Below are 20,540 nucleotides of genomic sequence, written 5' to 3' on the forward strand. Positions count from 1 at the left end.
AGATAACCGCCATCTTGCCCCTTTCGGAGACGTTTTTGGCTCAGGATCCTTATCAAGTGCTCGGTGTCAGCCGGTCGGCCTCTGCGGATGAAATCCGCAAAGCCTACCGCAAGCTCGCCAAGCAGTTTCACCCGGACCACAATCCGGGGGACAAAAAGGCCGAGGACCGCTTCAAGCAGATCAGTGCCGCCTTCGACATTCTCGGCGACGAGGAAAAGAAGGGGAAGTTCGACCGCGGGGAGATCGACGCGGACGGCAATGAGCAGGCAGCGTTCCGGCGCGGTCCCTATGGCGGAGCCGCCGGTGGCGGTGGCTACCGGCCTCGCGGCGGCCAGCAGGGCGGCTTTGATGATATCGGCGACATTTTCTCTGAATTCTTTGGCCGGGGCGCTGGTGGGCCCCGCCGTCCCCAGCCCCAGCGCGGGCAGGATATCCGCTATCGCCTGACGGTCGATTTCCTTGAAGCCGCTAGAGGCGCGGCAAAGCGCGTGACGCTACAAGATGGCCGAACGGTCGATGTAACGATCCCCGAAGGCTTGCGCGATGGCCAGACCCTTCGCTTGCGCGGTCGCGGCGGGCAGGGGGTGGCAGGCGGGCCTTCCGGTGATGTCCTGGTCGAGGTGACGGTGCGTTCGCACCCGGTTTATCAGCTCAATGGAGATGACCTGACGCTCGATCTGCCGATCACCCTCAAGGAGGCCGTGAACGGCGCCAAGGTCACGGTGCCGACCCTGACCGGGCCGCTGACGATCAAGCTGCCGCCGAACACCAGTTCAGGCGTTTCATTTCGCCTTCGCGGCAAGGGGCTGAAGAATCCGAAGACCGGCGAATATGGCGATCTTTATGCGAAAACGCGCATCATGCTGCCCGAAAAGCCGGACACTGACCTCAAATCCTTCGTCGAAAGCTGGCCGGGAGGGGGCGAAGACCCTCGCGCCAAGCTCCGGTCGGATACCGCTTAAGTGGCTGATATTTTGGTAATAATGGCGCTCAAACCCGTGCCGTTACACAAGTTTAAGTCCGCCTTCATCGATCCGTTAGTTCCCGGAGCGCAAAGGAAGCTCCTAAATAGGTGGGAACGAGTTCAATGATCCAAGGGAAATCCATGCTGAAATCTGCCCAACTCAGAAAACTGCTTGTCGTCTCTACGGCGGCATTCGTCCTCGGCGGCGCGACTGTCGGGTCGCTCATGGCGCAGGAAAACAATCGTCCGCAGGCAGCCAAGCCCCAGCTGATGGCCCCCAATCCGAGCTTCATCCAGCAGCTCTCATTCGCCGACCTTGTCGAAGAGGTCAGCCCGGCCGTCGTGTCGATCCGTACCGAAGCGGATGTCGCTGTCCGTGACCGCATGCAGCTGCCGCCAGGTATCGAGCGCATGCTGCCGCCCGAGCTTCGCGATGAGCTTGAGCAACAACAGCAGGAAGAAGAAGACCCCGATGGTCGTTCAGTCCGTCGGCCGCTCGGTCAGGGCTCTGGCTTCTTCATCAATGATCAGGGCCATATCGTTACGAACAGTCACGTCATTGATGGCGCAGACGAAATCACGGTCGTCCTGAATAATGGCGATGAGCTGACGGCGGAGCTGGTCGGCACGGACCCGGCAACGGATCTGGCTGTCCTCAAGGTCGAGCCGTCCTCAGAGCAGCGCTATGTTCAGTTCTCTGAAGAAACTGACCTGCGGGTTGGTGATTACGTTCTCGCCGTCGGCAACCCGTTTGGCCTTGGTGGCTCGGTGACCTCCGGCATCGTCTCGGCGATGAACCGCGAGAGTAATTCCGCCTACGCCAATTTCATTCAGATCGACGCTTCGATCAACAGAGGCAACTCTGGTGGGCCGACCTTTGACCTGCGCGGCAATGTCGTTGGGGTGAACACGGCCATTATCTCGCCAACCGGCGGGAATGTCGGGATAGGCCTTGCCGTTCCGGCGAATGTGGCAACAGATATCGTCCAGCAATTGATTGATGAAGGCGCAGTGACGCGGGGCTGGCTCGGTGTTGGCATCGGCAGCCTGAATGATCGTCTTGCCGCCGCTGTTGGCACTGACTCAACCGAAGGCGCGCTCGTTCAATCCGTGACCGAAGGATCGCCTGCGGAGAAAGCCGGCTTTGAAGAAGGGGACGTCGTCCTCGAATTCGACCGCACGCCAGTTGCCGATGCAACGTCCCTGACCCGCATCGTCGGCGCGCTGCCGCCGGGTAAAAAGGTCAAGGCGAAAGTCCTGCGCAATGGTGAGGAGAAAAACCTGACCGTGACGCTCGCCAAGCGTGATCCTCTCGAAGCTCGTCAGGCTTCGGATGAAAATGAGGAATCTGAAGCGCCGGCCGCAAGCGAAGATCGTGAAATGTCCGCTGGCCTTACCCTGTCCAGCCTCAGTGACCAGTCTCGCCGCCGTCTTGGTCTCGATGATGATGTCGAGGGCGTCCTCGTCTCGGATGTCGAGCTTGGGTCTGAAGCTGCCGAAGCCGGTTTCCGGCGCGGCATGGTTCTGACCCGTGCGGACAATATGCCGGTCAAATCAGTCAAGGATCTGGAAAAAGCGCTTCAGGCTGCGGAAAAGCGCGGCAAGGAGGCGGTTCTGGTCCGCGTGCAGACTGGCCAGCAAGGGGCATTCTTCCTCGCCATGCCAGTCGAAGCAGCCGATAAAGGCTAAGTTTTGGAAAGGCTGCGGGATTCGGCATGGATCCCGCACGCTGACAGCGATACCGGGGACGAACCGGAACCAAGCTCACCATCGCCGGTGAACGGCGAGGAGGATAAAATGAAAATTCTTGTGGTCGAAGATGACGCCGATGCCGCCACCTTCCTCGTAAAGGGCTTGCGCGAAGCGGGCCACGCCGTGGATCACGCCCTTGATGGCAATACCGGCAAACACATGGCCGAAGGCGGCGGATATGATGCTTACGTCATCGACCGGATGCTGCCCGGCATTGACGGGCTGACCATGCTCGAAACCCGGCGCAATGATGGGGATGAAACCCCGGCACTGTTTCTCTCTGCCCTCGGCGAAGTCGATGACCGTGTTGCGGGCCTGAAAGCGGGCGGCGATGACTATCTCGTCAAACCCTATGCCTTCTCGGAGCTGATTGCGCGGGTTGAGGCGCTGGGCCGTCGCCGTGGGCCGACGAATATCCAGACGACCTTTACCGTTGGCGATCTTGAAATGGATGTCCTGACGCGGGCCGTTCGCCGCGCAGGCAAGAAGATTGACCTGCAGCCGCGCGAATTCCGGCTGCTCGAATATCTTATCCGCCATTCGGGCCAGGTCGTGACGCGTACCATGCTGCTCGAAAATGTCTGGGAATATCACTTTGATCCGCAGACCAATGTGATCGATGTGCATATTTCGCGGCTGCGCTCGAAGATCGACAAGGATTTTGATAAACCCTTGCTGAAAACCGTTCGCGGTGCCGGCTATACGCTGACAGACGAAGATTAGGACAGGCGGGATTCCATTGGACCCCGCGTCCGAAATGGAGGGCAACAGGGGCATGGGTGCGACCGCCGAAATCAGGCGACGGCTTGGCCATTCGCGGTTTCTGCCCCGGGCCATCCGTACAAGTGCCTTTCGCTACACGCTTGCCTATTTCATTGTCTTTATCGTCTCGTTTGCGGGCATCGGGCTGATCGTTTTTGCCTCGACCCTGAATGCAACGATGAAGCGGCTCGATCTCGAGCTTGAAGCGGACCTCGCCTATTTCGCGCAGGTGAATATAAGCCAGGGGCCGGATGGATGGGCGGGCCTGACGGCGGTGGCCAGCGAAGTGGCGCGCCTCAAAGTGATTGAGCGCGACTCACTTTACGCGGTTTATGTTGGGCCTAAGCTCCGTCAGCTGACGAGTGATATCGGGATTTTGCCGCCCAAGGCGATCAATAACCCCAACATGTTCCGCTTCGAATACCCTGCGCGGGTACTCAATTATGAGACGGGGCAAATCGAAACCGAAACCCGCCCCGCGGTCGGTCGGGTTGCAACCTTCCTTTATGCCGGTGCTGAAGGCGAAGAAAAGGTGCCGGCCATCATTCTGACGGCACGGGACACAAGCGAGATCAGCCGTGTGACCGATGCGGCCAGCGCCATTGCCATCCGGGTGATGATCTTTGCGCCGTTCCTTGCGCTCATCCTCGGACTTTTATTCTCCTCGACCTTCCTTCGTCGGGTGGACCGGATTGGCCAGACGGTGAAGGCCATCCGCGACGGGGATCTGACAAAGCGTATTGCCCTGACCGGCACGCGCGATGAATTCGATACGCTGTCTGATAATATCAACGCCATGCTCGACCAGATCGAGCGGCTGATGACGGGCATGCGGCAGGTCTCTGATAACATCGCGCATGATTTGCGTTCGCCCCTGACAAGGATCAAGGCAAGGCTCGACAGTGCACTGAATGACCCTGAGGCCAATCTAGAGGACATCCTCGACCGGACAAATCTCGATGTCGAACGACTTCTTGCGACCTTCAACGCGCTCCTATCGATCACGCGGATTGAATCAGGGGAGGGCGGCGGCTCTCGCGTGTCGGTCGATATCGCCGAGGTCGCAGAAGAGATGCTCGAGCTCTATGAACCGGCAGCGGATGATGCAGGCTTTACGCTCATCAGCAATATCGTGCCTGCCCCTGAGGTTCTTGGCTCGCGCGAGTTGATCAGTCAGGCGATCGCCAACCTTCTGGACAATGCCTTTAAATATGCACGCCACCCGGACGATGTGGATATCGAGCCGACGATCGAGCTGACGGTTGCGCCCCGTCCCGGTGGCGGCGCGCTTCTCTCGGTCATGGATAATGGGCCTGGCGTTTCCGAAGAAGATCAGGAGCGGATTCTTCAGCGCTTTGTCCGTCTGGAACGCAGCCGGTCGACCATGGGGAACGGGCTTGGGCTCTCGCTTGTCTCGGCCATTGCCCGGCGGCACAGCGCGCAATTGTCCATTGGTCGCGGCTTGCCGCAGCATCCGGGCGGGCGTGCACTGACGACCAATAGCGATTATGGCCTTGGGGTCCGAATCGCCTTCCCGCCACCTCCGCGCGAGACCAAGACGCCTCTGGCGGCGGCGGCGGAGAAAAATGCGGCCACGATTTCACAAAATGCAGGCTGAGCCTTGTTATTTGCGAAGATATTGCTTGAACCCCAGAAAAAATCAGCTCTCTATGACGCCCAATCCCGCACGTGGCGCGGGGTCTCGTTCATGGAGATAAATAATGAGCAAAGCAGAATTCATCGCCAACGTGGCGGCGTCCGGCAACATGACGAACGCGGAAGCCAAGCGGGTGGTGGAACTGGTTTTCGGCGAAATCGAAACCGGTCTCAAGAAAGCCAAGAAAGAAGGCAAATACACGATCGGCACGCTCGGCACCTTCACGATCACCAAGCGTCCTGCTCGCAAAGGCCGCAACCCGCGGACCGGCGAAGAGATCAAGATCAAGGCATCGAAGTCGCTGCGCTTCCGCCCTGCGGCCAATCTGAAGACCGCTGCCGGCACGAAGTAATCCTGACACGGAAGGGCGCGATATGACCGCGCCATTGCGAGATCTTTTGGCCGCGTCCCTTGATGAGGGCGCGGCCAAATCTATTCTGGCCTATGCGGAAGAGGGGGAGACCCCGCTTGACCGTTTCCTTGATGGCGTCGGGCATTTATGCCCCTTCCTTGGCCGGATCATGCGGCGAAGTCCCGCCCGGCTGGAGCGGGTGTTGGATGCGACACCTGAGGGGGAGTTCCCGGCCCTGATGCCGGATCCGGCTTCTGGTGAGCTACCGCTCGAGGAGCTCAAATCCTATCTTCGCAATGCCAGGAATGACATCGCCCTTGCCGTGGCGCTGGGCGATCTCTGCGGTGTGCTGACGCTCAGTGAGGTGACCGAATGCCTGACGGTCCTGGGCGACAAAGCCATCGCGCTGGCGCTAGAGGGCGGCGCGCGAGCGGCATCAGAGTTGCGCGGTGTCGAGTTCGAAGAAGAGCCGACCCTCCATCACGGGCTGTCGATCATTGCCATGGGCAAGCTCGGCGCACGCGAGCTCAATTATTCAAGCGATATTGATCTTGTCGCGATCTATGATCCCAGCCGCGCTGGGCTGTCCCCGGACAGCCGGCTCGATGCCAAGGCGGTTGCGATCAAGACCGTGCAGATCATGGTCGATATCCTGAACCAGCAGACCGTCGAAGGCTTTGTTTTCAGAACCGATTTGCGGCTCCGGCCCAATCCAGGCGCGACCAATGTCGCCGTCAGCCTGTCGGCGGCAGAACGCTATTACGAAGAATACGGACAGAATTGGGAGCGGGCGGCCTTTATCAAGGCGCGCGCCTGTGCCGGGGATCAGAAAACGGGCGAGACGTTCATGCGCCTGATCCGGCCTTTTGTCTGGCGGCGGACGCTTGATTTCGGCGCGGTGGCCGACATCCACGCGGTCAAGAAACAGATCCATGCGGAAAAGGGTCGGCCTGACCTTGAGGTCCCCGGCGCGGACGTCAAGCTCGGCCCCGGCGGTATCCGCGAGATCGAATTCTTTGCCCAGACCCAGCAATTGCTCCTCGGCGGTCGTGACAAATCCTTGCGCAGTCCCCGCACGGAGGAAGCGCTCTTTGCCCTCGCAAAAGACGGCCATATTGACGAGGCGACGGCGGAGGATCTCTGCAAAGCCTATCAGCATTTGCGGGCAACAGAGCACCGCCTGCAGATGCGCGAAGACGCCCAGACGCAGGAATTGCCAGAGGATGAGGAAGGGCTGTCGCGGATCGCCGCCCTGATGAATGCGCCCGGCCGGGACGAGTTCGTCAACGAGACCGAGGCGCATATGCGGCTTGTGCATGATGCCTATGCGGATCTCTTTGACACACCAGAGCCGCATGAGCCGGTGCCCGGCAGCCTCGTTTTCACCGGCGTCGAGGATGATCCGCGTACCCTTCAGACGCTTCGCAATATCGGGTTCGAAGCGCCGGAGGTCGTCACCGACAAGATCCGCCGTTGGCATATGGGCGCCTTGCGTGCGACCAAATCGGCGCGGGCGCGGGAGCTTTTGACGGGGCTTGTGCCGCGCATCCTGATGCAGCTGGGGGAGCTTGCCTCTCCCGATCAGGGGTTCCTTGCGCTTGATTCGCTTCTCACCCGCCTGCCGGCCGGGTTTCAGGTCTTCTCTCTCTTCACGGCTGAGCCTGAAATTCTCGATGACGTTCTCGTCCTCTGTCAGGCGTCGCCTGAATTCACACGCAAATTCGGGGAGCGCCCGGCGCTGATCGAAGGGCTGCTCGAAGGCGTCGATATCACCCCGCCAGATCCTCCCTATGCGCCGGAAGATGCAGATATGGAGGAGCGGCTTGATGCTGTCCGCCGGGTGATCAATGAGCACCGGATCAGGACCTCCGCCGGGCTCGTCCTTGGGCAGACAAGTCCGATCGCCACCGCTCGAGCGTTGAGTGATGCGGCGGATGGGGCGATTGAAGACCTCACTGCCGCCGTGCGGCAGGAAGCAGAGGCGGCAGGTAAAGCACCGCTCGGTGAGCTGGCCGTGCTTGGATTCGGGCGGCTGGGGATTGAGGCGTTGACGACCCTGTCCGATCTCGATCTCGTCTTCATCTATGATCTCGAAGAAAAATCCCATGAGGGCGAACAGCTTTTCGCCCGGCTGGTCCGGCGGATCGTCAGTGCCCTGTCGGTGCCAACTCAGCAGGGCGAGCTCTTCAAGATTGATATGCAGTTGCGGCCCTCCGGCGGGGCCGGGCCAACGGCGGTCTCTTTCTCCGCCTATGAACAATACTACACCGAGACCGCATGGACGTGGGAGATGATGGCCTTCACCAAGGCGCGTGTCGTCTATGGTGATGAAGGGATTTCACAGCGCATCGAGGCCGTCCAGAAGCAGGTTCTGACGCGCCCGCGGGATCCGGCCGAGATCGCAAAAGACGTCATTGATATGAGGGCGCGCCTTCTGGCCGAGAAAGCGCCGCGCACGCTTTATGATGTCAAACGACTGCCGGGCGGGCTGACCGATATCGATTTCATCACGCAATATCTTTCGCTGATCCATGCAGAGCATCTGGGGCTCCTTCCGCGTCATCCGCGCGATGCGATCAATACCTTCTGCCAGCACGGTATACTGACCGAAGAGCAGGCGGAGATACTGCTCGATGCCCATGAGCTGGTTGAATGCACGATCCATTACCTACGGGCGACAGAGGGCGGCGCGCCGCCTGAGAGCCTTCTTTCCGGCGCGCATTCACGCCTGCGCAAGCTCTCCGATCTGTGGGATGACAGCCCGCTCGATGAACAGCTGACCACACACAGGCGCGCGGTGAAGGCGTTGTTCGATGAGCTGGTCGGGCCTTATTCCGCCGAAATCTGAAGCGGCAGATCACCTTCCTGCGGCGCGGTCAGACGGGACGGCTTGTCCGATTTCGTCAGTATGCGCGCGCGATCCCGCAGCATGGAGGGCAGCATGACATCGACACCGGCCCGGCGAGGCAGGGTGATCGCTGCGACCGTGCCGCGGCGGATTTCGCTGGCGATAGCGAGAATGCCGTTCTGCGCTTCCATCAGGGATTTCGAAAGAGCGATGCCGAGCCCCGTGCCGCGTTTGGTCCGCGCGAAATGATCCTCGATCATCTCAAACGGCGCCCCCAGACGGTGGAGCTGTTCCTCGGTCATCCCGATGCCGGTATCGGCCACAAGGATTGTCACGCTCGTCAGATCGACAAGGGTCGTCACCGAGATCGAGCCGCCGCGCGGCGTGAATTTCTCCGCATTCGACAGAAGATTGATGAAGACCTGCTTGATCGCGCGGGCATCGGCCCAGACGCTCGGCACGTGATCGATCATGGCGGTCAGGTTGAGGCCGGATTCCCGAAGCTGCGGCTCGATGAAGCGCAGGCCTTCTTTCAGGGACCGTTCAAGATCCGTCTGGCCAAGCTTGAGTTCGAGCTTGCCGGCCTCGATCTTGGAAAGGTCGAGAATGTCATCAATCAGAGTCAGGAGATGGCTGCCGCTCGAATTGATGTCGCGGATATATTCGTCATATTTCTCGTGGCCGAGCGGGCCGTAGAGTTCTTCGCGCATCAGCTCGGAGAAGCCGATAATGGCATTGAGCGGCGTGCGCAGCTCATGGCTCATATTGGCGAGGAATTCCGATTTGGCGCGGTTGGCATTCTCGGCACGGAGCTTTTCATTCTCATAAGACCGCATGGCCTGGCGCAGGTCCTTGCGGGAGCGCTCGAGAATATCGACTGTCATCTGCAACTCGCGCTCATTGCGCGCGCGGCGCTCTTCCTCGACCCGCATATCGGTGATGTCGTGACCGATCGAGACCCAGCCTTCACCAATCGTACGCTGACGGATGAGTTTCAGGATGCGGTCACCAGGGAAGACCATCTCTGTCTCGGGCTCGACCATGCCGTCGCTCGGCGGCGCGAAATAGTCGTAGAGAAAATGCGGTTCGATGCCGATAACGCGCGCCAATTCCCGCACCGTCATGCCCTCTGAGATGTCGTCAGGATGGGCCTCGAACATCTGAACGAAGGTATCGTTCCACGCGACGAGCCGGCCAACAGAATCCCACAGAAGAAAACATTGCGGCAGCGCTTCGAGCGTCTCGCGGAGGCGCATGACAAGCTCATCCGTCCGGCGGCTTTCCATCCCCTCATTGGAGACCGGGATCATGATCCCTTCACGGCAATCGGTCGGCGGGAAGGAAGTGATCCACACCATTTGCCAGTCGCCGTCCGCCTTCATGAAGCGAACGACACCTTCAGTCCGGGTGCCATTGCCTAAAAACAGGCCGAGGAGGGCAGAGAGATCATCGGGGTGCGTAATCTCCCGCAGCTCAGCATAATCAGCCGGTTCATCAGAACGCGGATAACCTAGTGCGGCGAGGGTTGCGGCGGGGAAGATGACGCCTTTGGCGTCCGCGAGCCAGGTGCCGCAACCGGCACGTTCCGGGCCGAGAAGGCGATCAAGCAATTGCTGGCGGTTGCCTTCGGTTTGGGCCTGAAGGCGCCGTGCGCGCGCCGCCATGGCAAGGAACAGCCCGGCGAGAGTGAGGATCGACACCGACGCCACAAGATAAGGCATCAGGGCACGGAATACATTTTTCTTGTAAGGCGACAGGCTGACGATGCGCTGGTCACCGCGCAAGGGGCGGGCAGCCGCGATCCATGTTCTGCCGCGCGTATCCTTCAGCCGCCGGGCTTCACCGGTGGCCGGCACGGCGCGCAGCATCTCGTAATCGAACGACGCATTCGGCGCAGGCGCTGGGGCGACATATGATCCCTTGGGCAGATCGAGCAGATAGGTGCCGCCATCATCGCCTGCGCCAGCGGTCAGGAGATTGCGCACAGCCTGCGGTAGGGGAGTGGAAGGTCCGAAGGCAACGGGTGTTGCAGGCGACAGACGATCCGCCGTTGTTAAGGTGCGTACGGATAAATCGAGCGCCGCCTCGCGCGTCAGACGCTGCTGATCCTCGACCGCCGCATAGCCAAGCATGCCAATGCAGGCACCGGTCAAAAGGAGGGTAAGAGATGTCAGCCGACCGAGATTCGGTGCGGTGAGCGTTTGAAAACGCCTGATCCCTGCCTTTAACGGGAGGCCGAGCTGCATCGCTATTTCCTGCGGACTGTTAACACTTTTCGAATCATAGGGGCGTTTCTGCACCTATGTCACGTCCCGGTTTCGGGCTTTTTCAGTTATCTGCCGCAGGCGGAATGGTTAACGCAAAAGGTTAACGAAGGCCGTCTTCTGACAGGAGCCCCATCGCCGAATAAAGCTGGATCAGGGAGGAGTAGAAACCGTAGCGGGCATCGATCTCCTGCGACGCTGTGGTGAAGTACTCATCACTCGCCAGAACCAGATCGGTCAGGGTCTTTGTGCCGCGCAGATATTCCTTCTGGGTCGACTCAAACTGCACGCGGGCATGCGCGCGGGCCTCGTAGAATTCCTCGCCAGCAGTCTTGCGCGATGAGGCGCGCGCCATGGCGCCGCGGATCTGATCGTCGATCGCAAGGCGCTGAAGGTCTTCTTCTGCGCGGGCGGATCTCAGCTGGGCAACGGCTTGCGCCTTGCGGGCCTTGGTGCGGCCGCCATTCCAGAGCTCCTGATTGAGAGACAGGCCGACGCGGGCGTCTTCATCCTCAGTACGAGAGATAACGTCGCCGGCGATATCGGTCTCGACTTCCTGAAAGTGCTGATAAAACGCCGTCAGGTTCAGCGTCGGCAGATTGCTGCGCGAGGCTTCGTTGGCGCGGGCGCGGGCGGCCGCGGATTGCGAGCGGGCCCGGCGGAGGCGCGGAGAATTGGACATGGCCTCTTCGACAGCCTGTTCCGGGCTGAGGGCGAGGATACGCGGCGCTTCGGGTGCAACGAAGCCGCGGATCGATTGCTCATCAAGGCATTCAAGGCCGACTGTGTCTGTCAGGACTTCGAGCCGGGTGCGGGCGATAGCTTCGGCCTCGCGAGCACTGGCAAGCTGGGCGCGGGTGCTGGCCGCGCGAGAGCGCAGCTGGCTGGCATCGGTCAGTGTGATGACCCGACGCTCAAGGCGCTTCTCAGCGGATTCAGCCTCCTGCCGGAAAGCGGCCGCCTGCTCGGTCGCCAGCTCAAGCACGCTGCTGGCACGGGCATATTCGAGATAGGCGAGGGCCACAGCTTCGGCGATGCCGTTCTGCTGTTCGTCGATGCCGTAATTGGCCGCCTGAAAGCTGTGCTGGGAAGCCTGTTTTGCGTATTTGCGCTGGCCGAAGGAGTAGAGCTCCTGACGCAGCTCAATGCCGATCTGGTCATCACGGCGCCGGTCGAGAGGCGGCGTATCGCCAAAACCGGTCTGCCCGAAGAGGGAGACTTGCGGCAGGTTCCTTGAGTAAGTCGCGATGACATCAGCACCAGCGGCATCCCGCCGGGCGCGGGCGCCATCGATCCTTGGGTCAAAGTTCAGTGCCTCTTCGACCGCTGCTGCCATGGTCAGGCAGCCATCGCCGGTGAAGATCTCTGAGGTCTCGCGCGTGTTGATCGGCGGCAATTCCCCACCGACCTCTTGCGCAATGCCCTGTGAGCCGATCGTAAGAGCCGCAAGAATCGCGGTGCCGGCTTGGTAACGATGTCTCATGTTCGGCCTTAGTTCCTGTCAGCTCATCCGCGTGCCGCGCTGCATGGTCGAACGGATCGGCTCAAAGACGTAATCGAAAAAGCTACGTTTGCTCCCCGAGGCGATAAATGTATCGACCGGCATGCCCGGAATAATCTGGATTCGGCCGTTCGGATCAAGTGAAGACGCATCGAGCTGTACGCGAGTCTCGTAGAAGAAGGCGCCAGAGACTTCGTCCTGAATAAGGTCGGCGCTCACACCCAGGACCTTACCGTCCAGCCGTTGCACCTGAAATGACTTATAGGCGGTGAACTGGGCTTCAACGTCCTGACCGGGCTGAACCGCGTCACGGTCCGTCGGGGAGAGCCTAACGATGACGATCAGGTCATCCGTGTCCGGCACGATTTCCATGACGGTCTGGCCCGGGCTGACGACCCCACCAATGGTGGTCGCCGCAAGATTGAGCACAGTGCCGCTTTGTGGTGCACGAAGGACGGTACGGGCAAGGCGGTCATCCATTGCGAGCAGCCGTTCGCGGGAGGCAAGTGACGTGGCCTGAGCTTCAAGCAGTTCCCGGCCGACACGCTCCTGAAAGCGGGCTTTGGCTTCGCGGATCTGGTTGGTGACTTCCTCACTATTCCGGATCGCCTGGTTGCGCTCGCCTTTCAGCCCCGAAAGCTGGGCCTCAAGGTTTGAAACTTCACGCTCGAGACGGCTGACATTGCCGATGGTCTCGAGTTTTTCCTCAAGCAGCTCGCGGCGCAAAGCGAGATCTTCGCGGGCGGTTGTCAGGGCCCGTTCGGTGGCGTCGATCTCACCGGCAACGTCATTGCGACGTGTACGCAACGCTGTCCGGCGGCTTTCCAGAACGGAAAGCTCCGCATTCAGGGCAGCCCATTGCTGATTGAAGAGAGACTGCTGGCGCTCAATGATATCGACACGAGTAATGTCATCGATCGGAATATCGTTCAGCGGAGCGAAATCGACCGTCTTCTCTTCGGAGCGAAGAGCGGTGAGGCGGATCATGTTCGCCGAGCTGACCGCAAATTCCTGTGCGAGTTCGTCGCGAGCGGATTCAGATTGAAGGGGCGCCAGTTCCATGAGGACATCGCCCTCTTTGACCATCTGACCTTCCTTGACGTGGACAGCGCTGATCATGCCGCCTTCAAGGTGCTGGATTTCCTTGCGGTTATCCTGAACCACAATCTGGCCGGAGGCAGTGACGCCCTCGTCGAGCTTGGCAAATGTGCCCCAGATAACGAAGCCGCCGAAGCCGATGATGATGGCGAGAACGGAGAGCCGGATCGAGCGATCCGAGAATGCGGTAGCCGTATTCATGACTTGTCCTCCGTGACGCCGCGATCAAGCGTGATCTGGCCGACCTGACCGGCCGCAGGACGCGGCTTTTGGGCCGGCTGGGCGCCGGGCTGTCCGCGCCGGAGATCAGAGACCTTGCGCAGATAATCTTCGCGGTTGGAGACAGCGATTTTGCGATCCTTGATGATCATGACCTTGTCGGCCGCATTGATCAGGCGAAGGTCGTGTGTCGCGATAATGGCCGTCAACGGACGGTCACTCTGCGGCGCTCGTGCAAGGTCACCGAAGAACTTCATCAGCTCAGCGGCAAGATTGGCATCAAGGTGAGCCGTCGGCTCATCGAGCAGGAGCAGGGCGGGTTCTGCAAACATCGCCCGGGCGAGTCCGACAATCTGGCGTTGACCTGCGGAGAGGTGGACCCCGCCTTCGCCGATTGGCGTGTCATAGCCTTTGGGCAGGGTCAGGATCATGTCATGCGCACCGATCCTACGGGCGGCCGTGAAGACTTCTTCCGGGTCCGGATCGGTAAAGCGTGAGATGTTCTCAAAGACAGTGCCGGTGAGCAGTTCCACATGCTGCGGCAGGTAGCCGACATAACGGCCCCGGTCGCGCGCATCCCAGGTCGCGATGTCGCGGCCGCCGAGGCGGGCGGAGCCGTGATGAGCTGGCCAAGCGCCTGCGCAGGATTGCAGGAAGGAGGTCTTACCTGAGCCTGACGGCCCGAGAAGGGCGACGATGGTGCCCGGCTCAAAGTCGAGGCTCATCTGCGGCAGGAGAGGTTTGTCCGCCCCCGGAACGCCGACCGAGAACTCCTCAAATTTGAGGACAGGTTCCGGCCGCGGCATGGCGGTCACGGTATCGTGCTCAAGCGGGACGGAGCCTTCTGCAGAAGAGTCGATCCACTCCTTGAGCTCTTTCCAGCTGCGACCGGCCATGATGACTTGGCGCCAGATGGCAACCGTCTGGTCGATCGGCGCAAGGCCGCGACCCATGATGATCGAGCCCGCGATGATCGTGCCCGGCGTCACCTGACCGGAAACTGCGAGTGCGGCACCGGTGCCGAGAATGCCGACCTGAAGGATCTGACGCAGCGAGCGGGTTGAGGCTGACATGTAGGTCGACTTGGCCATCGACTCGACATTGCCGTCAGCCGCATCGCGGCGAAGTTTTTGCCAGTGGCCAACCGCCCGGTCGCTCATGCCCATCGAGACGATGGCAGCACGCTGACGAACAAGGTGCGAAAGGTGGTTCTGCGCGCGTTGATCGCGCTTGCCAGCTTCCTGAACGGACTCACGGCTCATCTTGTCGGTGACAACAGCCAGCACGAGAAGCATCCCAGCGCCGATTGTACCGAAGGCGCCGAGGACAGGGTGGATCAACCAGAGAATGCCAAGGAAGAAAACAACAAAGGGAATGTCGAACAGTGGGGCGAGGGCACCTTGCATCATCAGTGTCTGAAGACGGGACAGGTTACCGACGGCGTTCACCGTCTCTGTCGAGGTCGTGCTCGCAGAGGCAAGACCGCGGCGCAGGGTCAGGCCATCAAGCGCTTGACCCATATACTGGCCAGCCCGTGTCAGGGTCCGGCGGCGGCCGCCATCGGCAGCAATGTAAATGAGGAGCAGGAAGACAGCGATAATACTGAGGACGATCAGCGTCTCATAAGAGCCTGACGACATCACGCGGTCATAGACCTGCAGCATGTACATCGGGCTGATCAGGAACAGGAGGTTCGTGATCACTGAAAAGCCAAAGACCGTCCAGAAATAGCGCCGCATCTGCTTTTCAAGCTTCCGGCTGGGCTTTTCATCACCGGGAAGAGATTCGATGCCGCGCAGGTCATCACTCTCGGCGCCATTTGTCGGCGTCACAGCCGCAGGCGTTGTATCCGTCATCATAGGACGTTCTTCACTCATGTCCGCTCACTCTCCCCACCGATCAGCATGCTAGCCGATCGGGTTCAGTCAAAAAAGAGGCGGCGTAGCAATAACTTGCCAGTCTCGCGTGTGCGAAGTGGATGCGAAGGAGCTGCATCCAGTCTGCCCCCGAAAGTCTATGGCCGCGCAATCTCCGGAACGCAAATGTCGTGCCGGTTAATGTGCAGCGAATACAACGCGCTCCTTAAACCCAAGACCCCGTTTGGCCCCGAATTCGACCGAACCGCCGCGCCGAATGAGATCAAGCGAGGCAACTGTGGTGGCTTCATACTGGGGCGACAGGATCGTTGAAAGGCCGACATAGTCGACACGTCCTTCATCCCCGTTAAGCTCGAGCGTGAAATATCCATGGTGAAGCGGATCATGGAAACGGACGTCGCGGTTCTCCTTTCTGAGAAGGAGAGAATAGTCAAAAGCCGCCGTGCCGAGATATTTCGAGCCGCCCGGCGAGGTGACCGACGTGGTGCCGAGCTCAACACCCATCCGCGTGTCATCATCAGCGTAGAGGTCATTGCCCCAGGCTTCATGCGTGTCGCCCGTCAGGACGATCAGGTCGCGGGCGCCTGCTGAGCGGGCGACATTATAGAAGCGCTCGCGAGCGGCAGGGTATCCATCCCACGCATCAAGATTATAGGGCAGGCCAAGGGTCGAGAATTCGATGAAAGCGCGGACCTGATCCCATTCTTTCTCCAGCTCGACGATTTTCTCTTCGCTGACCCGGTCTTTGAGGTTCGGGGCAAAGACCCGCGCCATAATGATCTGGTTGGCGACGACCCGCCATGTCTGGCCGGCCGCAACGGAGCGTTTGAAGACCTTCTCGAAATAATCGAGCTGCACCCGGCCCATCATTTCGCGGGAGGGATTATTGAGCACTTCGCGTTTGAAACGCTCGATGTCCTCAGGCGTTTTCAGGCCGGGGACAATTTCGGAATATTCAAGCTGCTGGCCGCGCGCAAAAAGGCGCGTCTCGATTGCGGACAGCGAGAGGAAGCCGCCCCAGTCAAAATCGCGGAACAGGGCTTCGCGGCTCTTGCCGGGCTCGGGCTCGCGGACCGGCATCCATTCATAATAGGCAATCAGCGCCGCGGTCCGGCGGTCATCCCAAGTGCCTTCACTGTCAGGCTGGTGGTTCTGGGCGCCGCCTTCCCAGGAATTGTTCGACGTCTCATGGTCATCCCAGATCGGAATGATCGGATGCATGGCATGGGCTGCGCGAGAGCCGGGGTCGGCTTTATACTGAGCATGGCGTTTGCGGTAATCGTCGAGCGTGACGATCTCATGCAGGGGGGAGTGGTCACGCCCAAGCTCGCGGCCCGTGTCGCCGCCGTAAGCATCGGAGCTATATTCATAGATATAGTCGCCCAGATGGATCATCGCATCGATGTCGTCGCGGCGGGCCATGTGGTCGTAAGCATTGAAATAGCCGAACGGGTAGTTCGAGCAGGACATGACCGCGAATTTCACCGCCTCGGCATTCTCCGGCAATGTCCGTGTGCGGCCTGTCGGGGAAGTCTCGCCGGCGGCAAGGAAGCGGTAGAAATAGGTGCGGCCGGGCTCAAGCGCGTCGGGGACGACTTTCACCGTATGGTCGCGGGCAGGGGAGGCCTCTGTCGCGATGGTCCTGATGATCTGGCCGAAGGCGGGATCGGCGGCGATCTCGACGGTGACGGGAAGCGTGCCCTGATCCTCGGTCGTCACGCGGGTCCAGAGAACGACACTCTCCCGCGCCGGATCGCCTGAGGCGACCCCATGCCGGAAGGCTGCGCTGGTCGCCGGGGCGAGCCCCGTGAACATTTTGCCGCCCGTACTGGCGCAGGCAGAGAGCCCGCCTGCCAATGTGCCCATCAGGGCCTGACGCCGTGAAATCCGCATGAAACCGTCCTCCCGAAACTGCCTTCTTTTAAGCAGCCCTTTGTGTCGGTTTGGCAACAAAAGGGGCATCGGGACAGCCCTCTATGCGGTGCGGAATGGAAATCTTTTCGGCGATCTCTTTACATGGGCTGTCGTCATCTATATCTGGCCGCTTCGCCGCGACCCGATTAACGTCCGGAGGACGCCCCTCAGGGGGACGGCGCTTTTTGTTGAATGGTGGTCAGGGTGCCCTCGCGCAGTAGCCACTGTCCAAAAGGAGGCCCCATGAGGTGGACCAATTTCATAGTTCCCAACACGTAGTTCGTGCGCTTGCGCCGTCGAACCCGGTTCTGTGTCAACGCCCCCATGCCGCCACGCGCGCGGCCCGGTGGTTCGTGGACAATTTCCCGGGCAAGACTTTCTATGCCGTAAAAGCCAACCCTGACCGGGTGATGCTGAACGCTATCCGCGCCGGCGGTGTCGAGCATTTCGACGTTGCCAGCCTCGTTGAGGTGCGTGCGGTCCGCGCGCAGTTCCCGGATGCGACGCTTGCTTTCATGAACCCGGTCAAATCGTCCGAGGCGATCCGGGAGGCTTATTTCGAGCATGGCGTGCGGATCTATTCGCTCGACTGCGAGAGTGAGCTGACCAAGATCATGGCAGCGACCGACAATGCCCGCGACCTGACTCTTTGCGTCCGGCTGGGTGTCGACAACTCTAACGCCAAAGTCTCGCTCGGCCGGAAATTCGGTGCGCGCGGTCATGCGGCGCCGGAGCTGCTGCGCCATACCCGTCTGCTCGCGCACAAGCTTGGGCTCTGCTTCCATGTGGGCAGCCAGACGCTCGATCCGACAGCTTATGTCCGGGCGCTCGATATGGTCGAGCAGGTCGTGATCCAGTCAGGCGTGCTCGTTGATGTCGTCGATGTCGGCGGCGGCTTCCCTGCGCGCTATCCGGATATGGAACCCGAAGCCATGTCGCGCTTCGTTGAAGAGATCGAAGCCCGCTTCGAGACTTTCCTTTCGACGGACACGACCGAGCTGTGGTGCGAGCCGGGCCGGGCACTGGTCGCAGAAGCGACCAGCCTGATCGTCCGTGTGGAAAGCCAGCGCGACTTTGACCTCTATATCAATGATGGGGTCTACGGCACGCTTTATGATGCCGGCCACCTTGGCTGGCGGTTCCCGGCAAAAACGCTGGGCCGCGACGGCATGGCTGCGCCTTTCCGGTTTTATGGTCCGACCTGTGATGACGCGGACCACATGCCGGGCCCGTTCTTCCTGCCGGCTGAAACCAGCCCCGGCGACTTTATCGAGATTGGCATGCTGGGCGCCTATGGGCGCACAATGGCCGGTCATTTTAACGGATACGGATCGTACATCGAAGTGACATGTACGGACGATCCTTTTGGTACCATCTTTCTGCCGGCCGATACGGAGAGCCGGGTGGAGGTCTCCCAATGAGCCAGGTTCTGCAATTCCCAACCGAAGTCGCCAATGATGAACTTGGCCAGCCGCTTGATCATTTCATCGAGCGGGACGGTAAGAAATATGCGGGCACGCATCTGACCATCGACCTCTATGGCGCCGAAGGGCTGACCGACAAGGCGCGGATGGAAAAGGCGTTCAAGCAATGCGTTGAAGAATGCGGCGCAACGCTTCTGCACATGCATCTTCACACCTTCCTGCCGTCGGGCGGGCTGTCGGGCGTGGCTGTCCTCGCGGAGAGCCACATCTCGGTCCACACCTGGCCGGAAGCCAATTACGCGGCCTTTGACGTCTTCATGTGCGGCGATGCCAAGCCTGAGCGGGCAATCGGCATTCTGCAGAATGCCTTCAAAGCCGAGAATGTCAGTGTGGGAACGCATCTGCGCGGTGACCGCATTGAAGAAATGCTCAGCGATGAGGCGGCGTCCCTGTGAGCCGCTTCATTTTCGAAATCGACGGGCAGAAATGGTTCAAGGAGCAGGTGACCGATGAGATCGGTCACTCGCTTCGTATCGACAACATCCTTTTCGAAGGGGAAGTCGATCACCAGCACCTGATCGTTTTTGAAAATGAAGTCTTCGGACGGCTTTTCGCGCTTGAGGGCTTCATTCAGGTCTCAACGCGCGATGAGTTCATCTATCACGAGATGCTCGTCCATGTGCCGCTGTTCGCCCATGGCAACGCGAAACGCGTGCTCGTCATTGGCGGCGGTGATGGCGGCGCGATCCGCGAAGTCTTCCGTCATCAGACGGTCGAGCATTGCACCATGGTCGAGATCGAAGGCTCGGTTGTCGATTTCTCCAAAGAATGGTTCCCGACGATTTCGGACGGGGCGTTCGATGATCCGCGCCTCAACCTCGTGATCGCGGACGGCGCGAAATTCGTGAAGGACACGGACCAGAAGTTCGACGTCATCCTTGTCGATTCAACCGACCCTGTTGGCCCCGGCAAAGTCCTCTTCACCGAAGAGTTCTATCGCGACTGCCGCCCCTGCCTCACAGAGGAGGGCATCATGATTACGCAATGCGGTCTGCCCTTCTTGCAGCCGAATGAGCTGCGCACCGCTTATCTGAACCAGAAGGCCAGTTTTGAGGCCCCTACATTCTACTCGATTGCGGTCCCGGCCTATTCGGGGGGAATCATGACGCTCGGTTTTGCGCGGGCCGGAGGGGAAAATCCGGACCTTGAGACCCTCAGCGAACGTGTAAAATCCGCAAACATTCATCCTTTCAGATATTACTCTGCGGCGGCCCATCAGGGGGCATTTGCCCTGCCGGCCTATATTTCTCACATTCTAGACACTGGCGAATTTGGCTGAGGGATCAGGCGGTTGCCTTGTTTCAGCCTCGACTCGTGACGATTACGGATGTAGTTGCCCAATTACAACAGCTCTTGCGCTTGAAAGAGCTATACCCTGCGACAAAGTGATATGCATCGGCAGATGATGGGGAAAAGATAATGTCACAAGACACAGGATCAGACGACGTTCCTTCAGGGAAGACAGCGTCTTCTAAAGGACAGGCATGGAGCCTGATTGGTCCAGTTACCGCTGCTTTCGCACTTGTGGTCACCGCGGCAGCTGTTGCCGCGTACCGTTTCGGTGAAGGCATCGTCTATATCGGCGATCGCACGATCAGCGAGATGAATTTCGTAGAAGTCACCGGCGGTGCCGCTCTTGGCGTGCTGGGTGCGCTGGCAAGCGTTGGTGCAGCAGGCCTTGGCGCAGTTGTCGCGCTGGTCGCCACCATTGTGGCAACGGCGATGGGCGCCCTTGGGGTTGCTCTCGGCTCGCTGCTGGTCATCGGTTTCGTCAGCGGCCCGATCCTGCTGGTCGTGGTGATCGGTATCCTGATCAAGCGGCGCTACTGGCCGGATGTGATCTAAGCT

The 20,540-nt window shown here is 60.1% G+C and carries 15 protein-coding genes; 10 read left to right on the forward strand and 5 right to left on the reverse strand.

Translation table 11 applies throughout. From position 1 onward, the window contains the following. Positions 1-35 precede the first annotated feature (35 nt). The 6 genes from DX908_RS12090 (at position 36) to DX908_RS12115 (ending at position 8,335) form a co-directional block, all read left to right on the forward strand. A complete protein-coding gene (locus tag DX908_RS12090; RefSeq protein WP_116393094.1) occupies positions 36-962 on the forward strand; it encodes a DnaJ C-terminal domain-containing protein in 927 nt (308 codons plus the stop codon). Positions 963-1,105: 143 nt separating this feature from the next. Beyond that, positions 1,106-2,653, forward strand: coding sequence for a Do family serine endopeptidase (locus DX908_RS12095; RefSeq protein WP_158548732.1), 1,548 nt, complete (start codon positions 1,106-1,108; stop codon positions 2,651-2,653). Positions 2,654-2,761: 108 nt separating this feature from the next. Next, positions 2,762-3,439 carry a response regulator transcription factor gene (locus DX908_RS12100; protein ID WP_116393095.1) on the forward strand — a complete coding sequence of 226 codons (678 nt, stop codon included), beginning with the start codon at positions 2,762-2,764 and terminating at the stop codon, positions 3,437-3,439. 52 nt (positions 3,440-3,491) lie between these two features. Continuing rightward, positions 3,492-5,096 carry a sensor histidine kinase gene (locus DX908_RS12105; RefSeq protein ID WP_158548734.1) on the forward strand — a complete coding sequence of 535 codons (1,605 nt, stop codon included), beginning with the start codon at positions 3,492-3,494 and terminating at the stop codon, positions 5,094-5,096. Between the two features lie 103 nt (positions 5,097-5,199). Then, on the forward strand, positions 5,200-5,487 hold the full coding sequence (locus DX908_RS12110) for an HU family DNA-binding protein (RefSeq protein WP_116392575.1): 288 nt from the start codon (positions 5,200-5,202) through the stop codon (positions 5,485-5,487). Between the two features lie 22 nt (positions 5,488-5,509). Then, positions 5,510-8,335 carry a bifunctional [glutamine synthetase] adenylyltransferase/[glutamine synthetase]-adenylyl-L-tyrosine phosphorylase gene (locus DX908_RS12115; RefSeq protein WP_116392576.1) on the forward strand — a complete coding sequence of 942 codons (2,826 nt, stop codon included), beginning with the start codon at positions 5,510-5,512 and terminating at the stop codon, positions 8,333-8,335. Here DX908_RS12115 and DX908_RS12120 read toward each other — a convergent pair. The 5 genes from DX908_RS12120 to DX908_RS12140 all read right to left on the reverse strand — a co-directional run bounded on the left by DX908_RS12120 (position 8,317) and on the right by DX908_RS12140 (position 17,187). Further along, positions 8,317-10,581, reverse strand: a complete 2,265-nt coding sequence (locus DX908_RS12120) for a sensor histidine kinase (protein WP_116392577.1) — start codon at positions 10,579-10,581, stop codon at positions 8,317-8,319. The two genes, DX908_RS12115 and DX908_RS12120, sit on opposite strands and share 19 nt — an antisense overlap. Before the next feature lie 121 nt (positions 10,582-10,702). Further along, positions 10,703-12,082 carry a TolC family protein gene (locus tag DX908_RS12125; RefSeq protein ID WP_116392578.1) on the reverse strand — a complete coding sequence of 460 codons (1,380 nt, stop codon included), beginning with the start codon at positions 12,080-12,082 and terminating at the stop codon, positions 10,703-10,705. 18 nt (positions 12,083-12,100) lie between these two features. Next, on the reverse strand, positions 12,101-13,399 hold the full coding sequence (locus DX908_RS12130) for an HlyD family type I secretion periplasmic adaptor subunit (RefSeq protein ID WP_116392579.1): 1,299 nt from the start codon (positions 13,397-13,399) through the stop codon (positions 12,101-12,103). Continuing rightward, positions 13,396-15,294: a type I secretion system permease/ATPase gene (locus tag DX908_RS12135; protein ID WP_116392580.1), complete on the reverse strand. Its 1,899-nt coding sequence runs from the start codon at positions 15,292-15,294 to the stop codon at positions 13,396-13,398. The genes DX908_RS12130 and DX908_RS12135 overlap by 4 nt, the downstream gene beginning before the upstream one ends. A gap of 177 nt (positions 15,295-15,471) precedes the next feature. Beyond that, a complete protein-coding gene (locus tag DX908_RS12140) occupies positions 15,472-17,187 on the reverse strand; it encodes an alkaline phosphatase D family protein (protein WP_158548736.1) in 1,716 nt (571 codons plus the stop codon). 374 nt (positions 17,188-17,561) lie between these two features. Here DX908_RS12140 and DX908_RS12145 point away from each other — a divergent pair, with 374 nt between their 5' ends. The 4 genes from DX908_RS12145 to DX908_RS12160 all read left to right on the forward strand — a co-directional run bounded on the left by DX908_RS12145 (position 17,562) and on the right by DX908_RS12160 (position 20,537). Beyond that, positions 17,562-18,629, forward strand: coding sequence for a type III PLP-dependent enzyme domain-containing protein (locus DX908_RS12145; RefSeq protein ID WP_233508688.1), 1,068 nt, complete (start codon positions 17,562-17,564; stop codon positions 18,627-18,629). Then, entirely contained in the window at positions 18,626-19,087 is a 462-nt protein-coding gene (gene speD / locus DX908_RS12150) for an adenosylmethionine decarboxylase (protein ID WP_116392583.1), read from the forward strand. Before DX908_RS12145 ends, speD begins: the two co-directional genes overlap by 4 nt. After that, the gene (speE, locus tag DX908_RS12155) at positions 19,084-19,971 is read left to right on the forward strand and encodes a polyamine aminopropyltransferase (RefSeq protein ID WP_116392584.1); all 888 of its coding nucleotides are present in this window, start codon (positions 19,084-19,086) and stop codon (positions 19,969-19,971) included. Before speD ends, speE begins: the two co-directional genes overlap by 4 nt. A 140-nt stretch (positions 19,972-20,111) precedes the next feature. Then, positions 20,112-20,537 (forward strand): hypothetical protein, encoded by a 426-nt coding sequence (locus DX908_RS12160; RefSeq protein WP_147303792.1) that lies wholly within the window; start codon positions 20,112-20,114, stop codon positions 20,535-20,537. Positions 20,538-20,540 lie beyond the last annotated feature (3 nt).

The sequence above is a fragment of the Parvularcula marina genome (assembly GCF_003399445.1).
In the GTDB taxonomy this organism is placed as follows: domain Bacteria; phylum Pseudomonadota; class Alphaproteobacteria; order Caulobacterales; family Parvularculaceae; genus Parvularcula; species Parvularcula marina.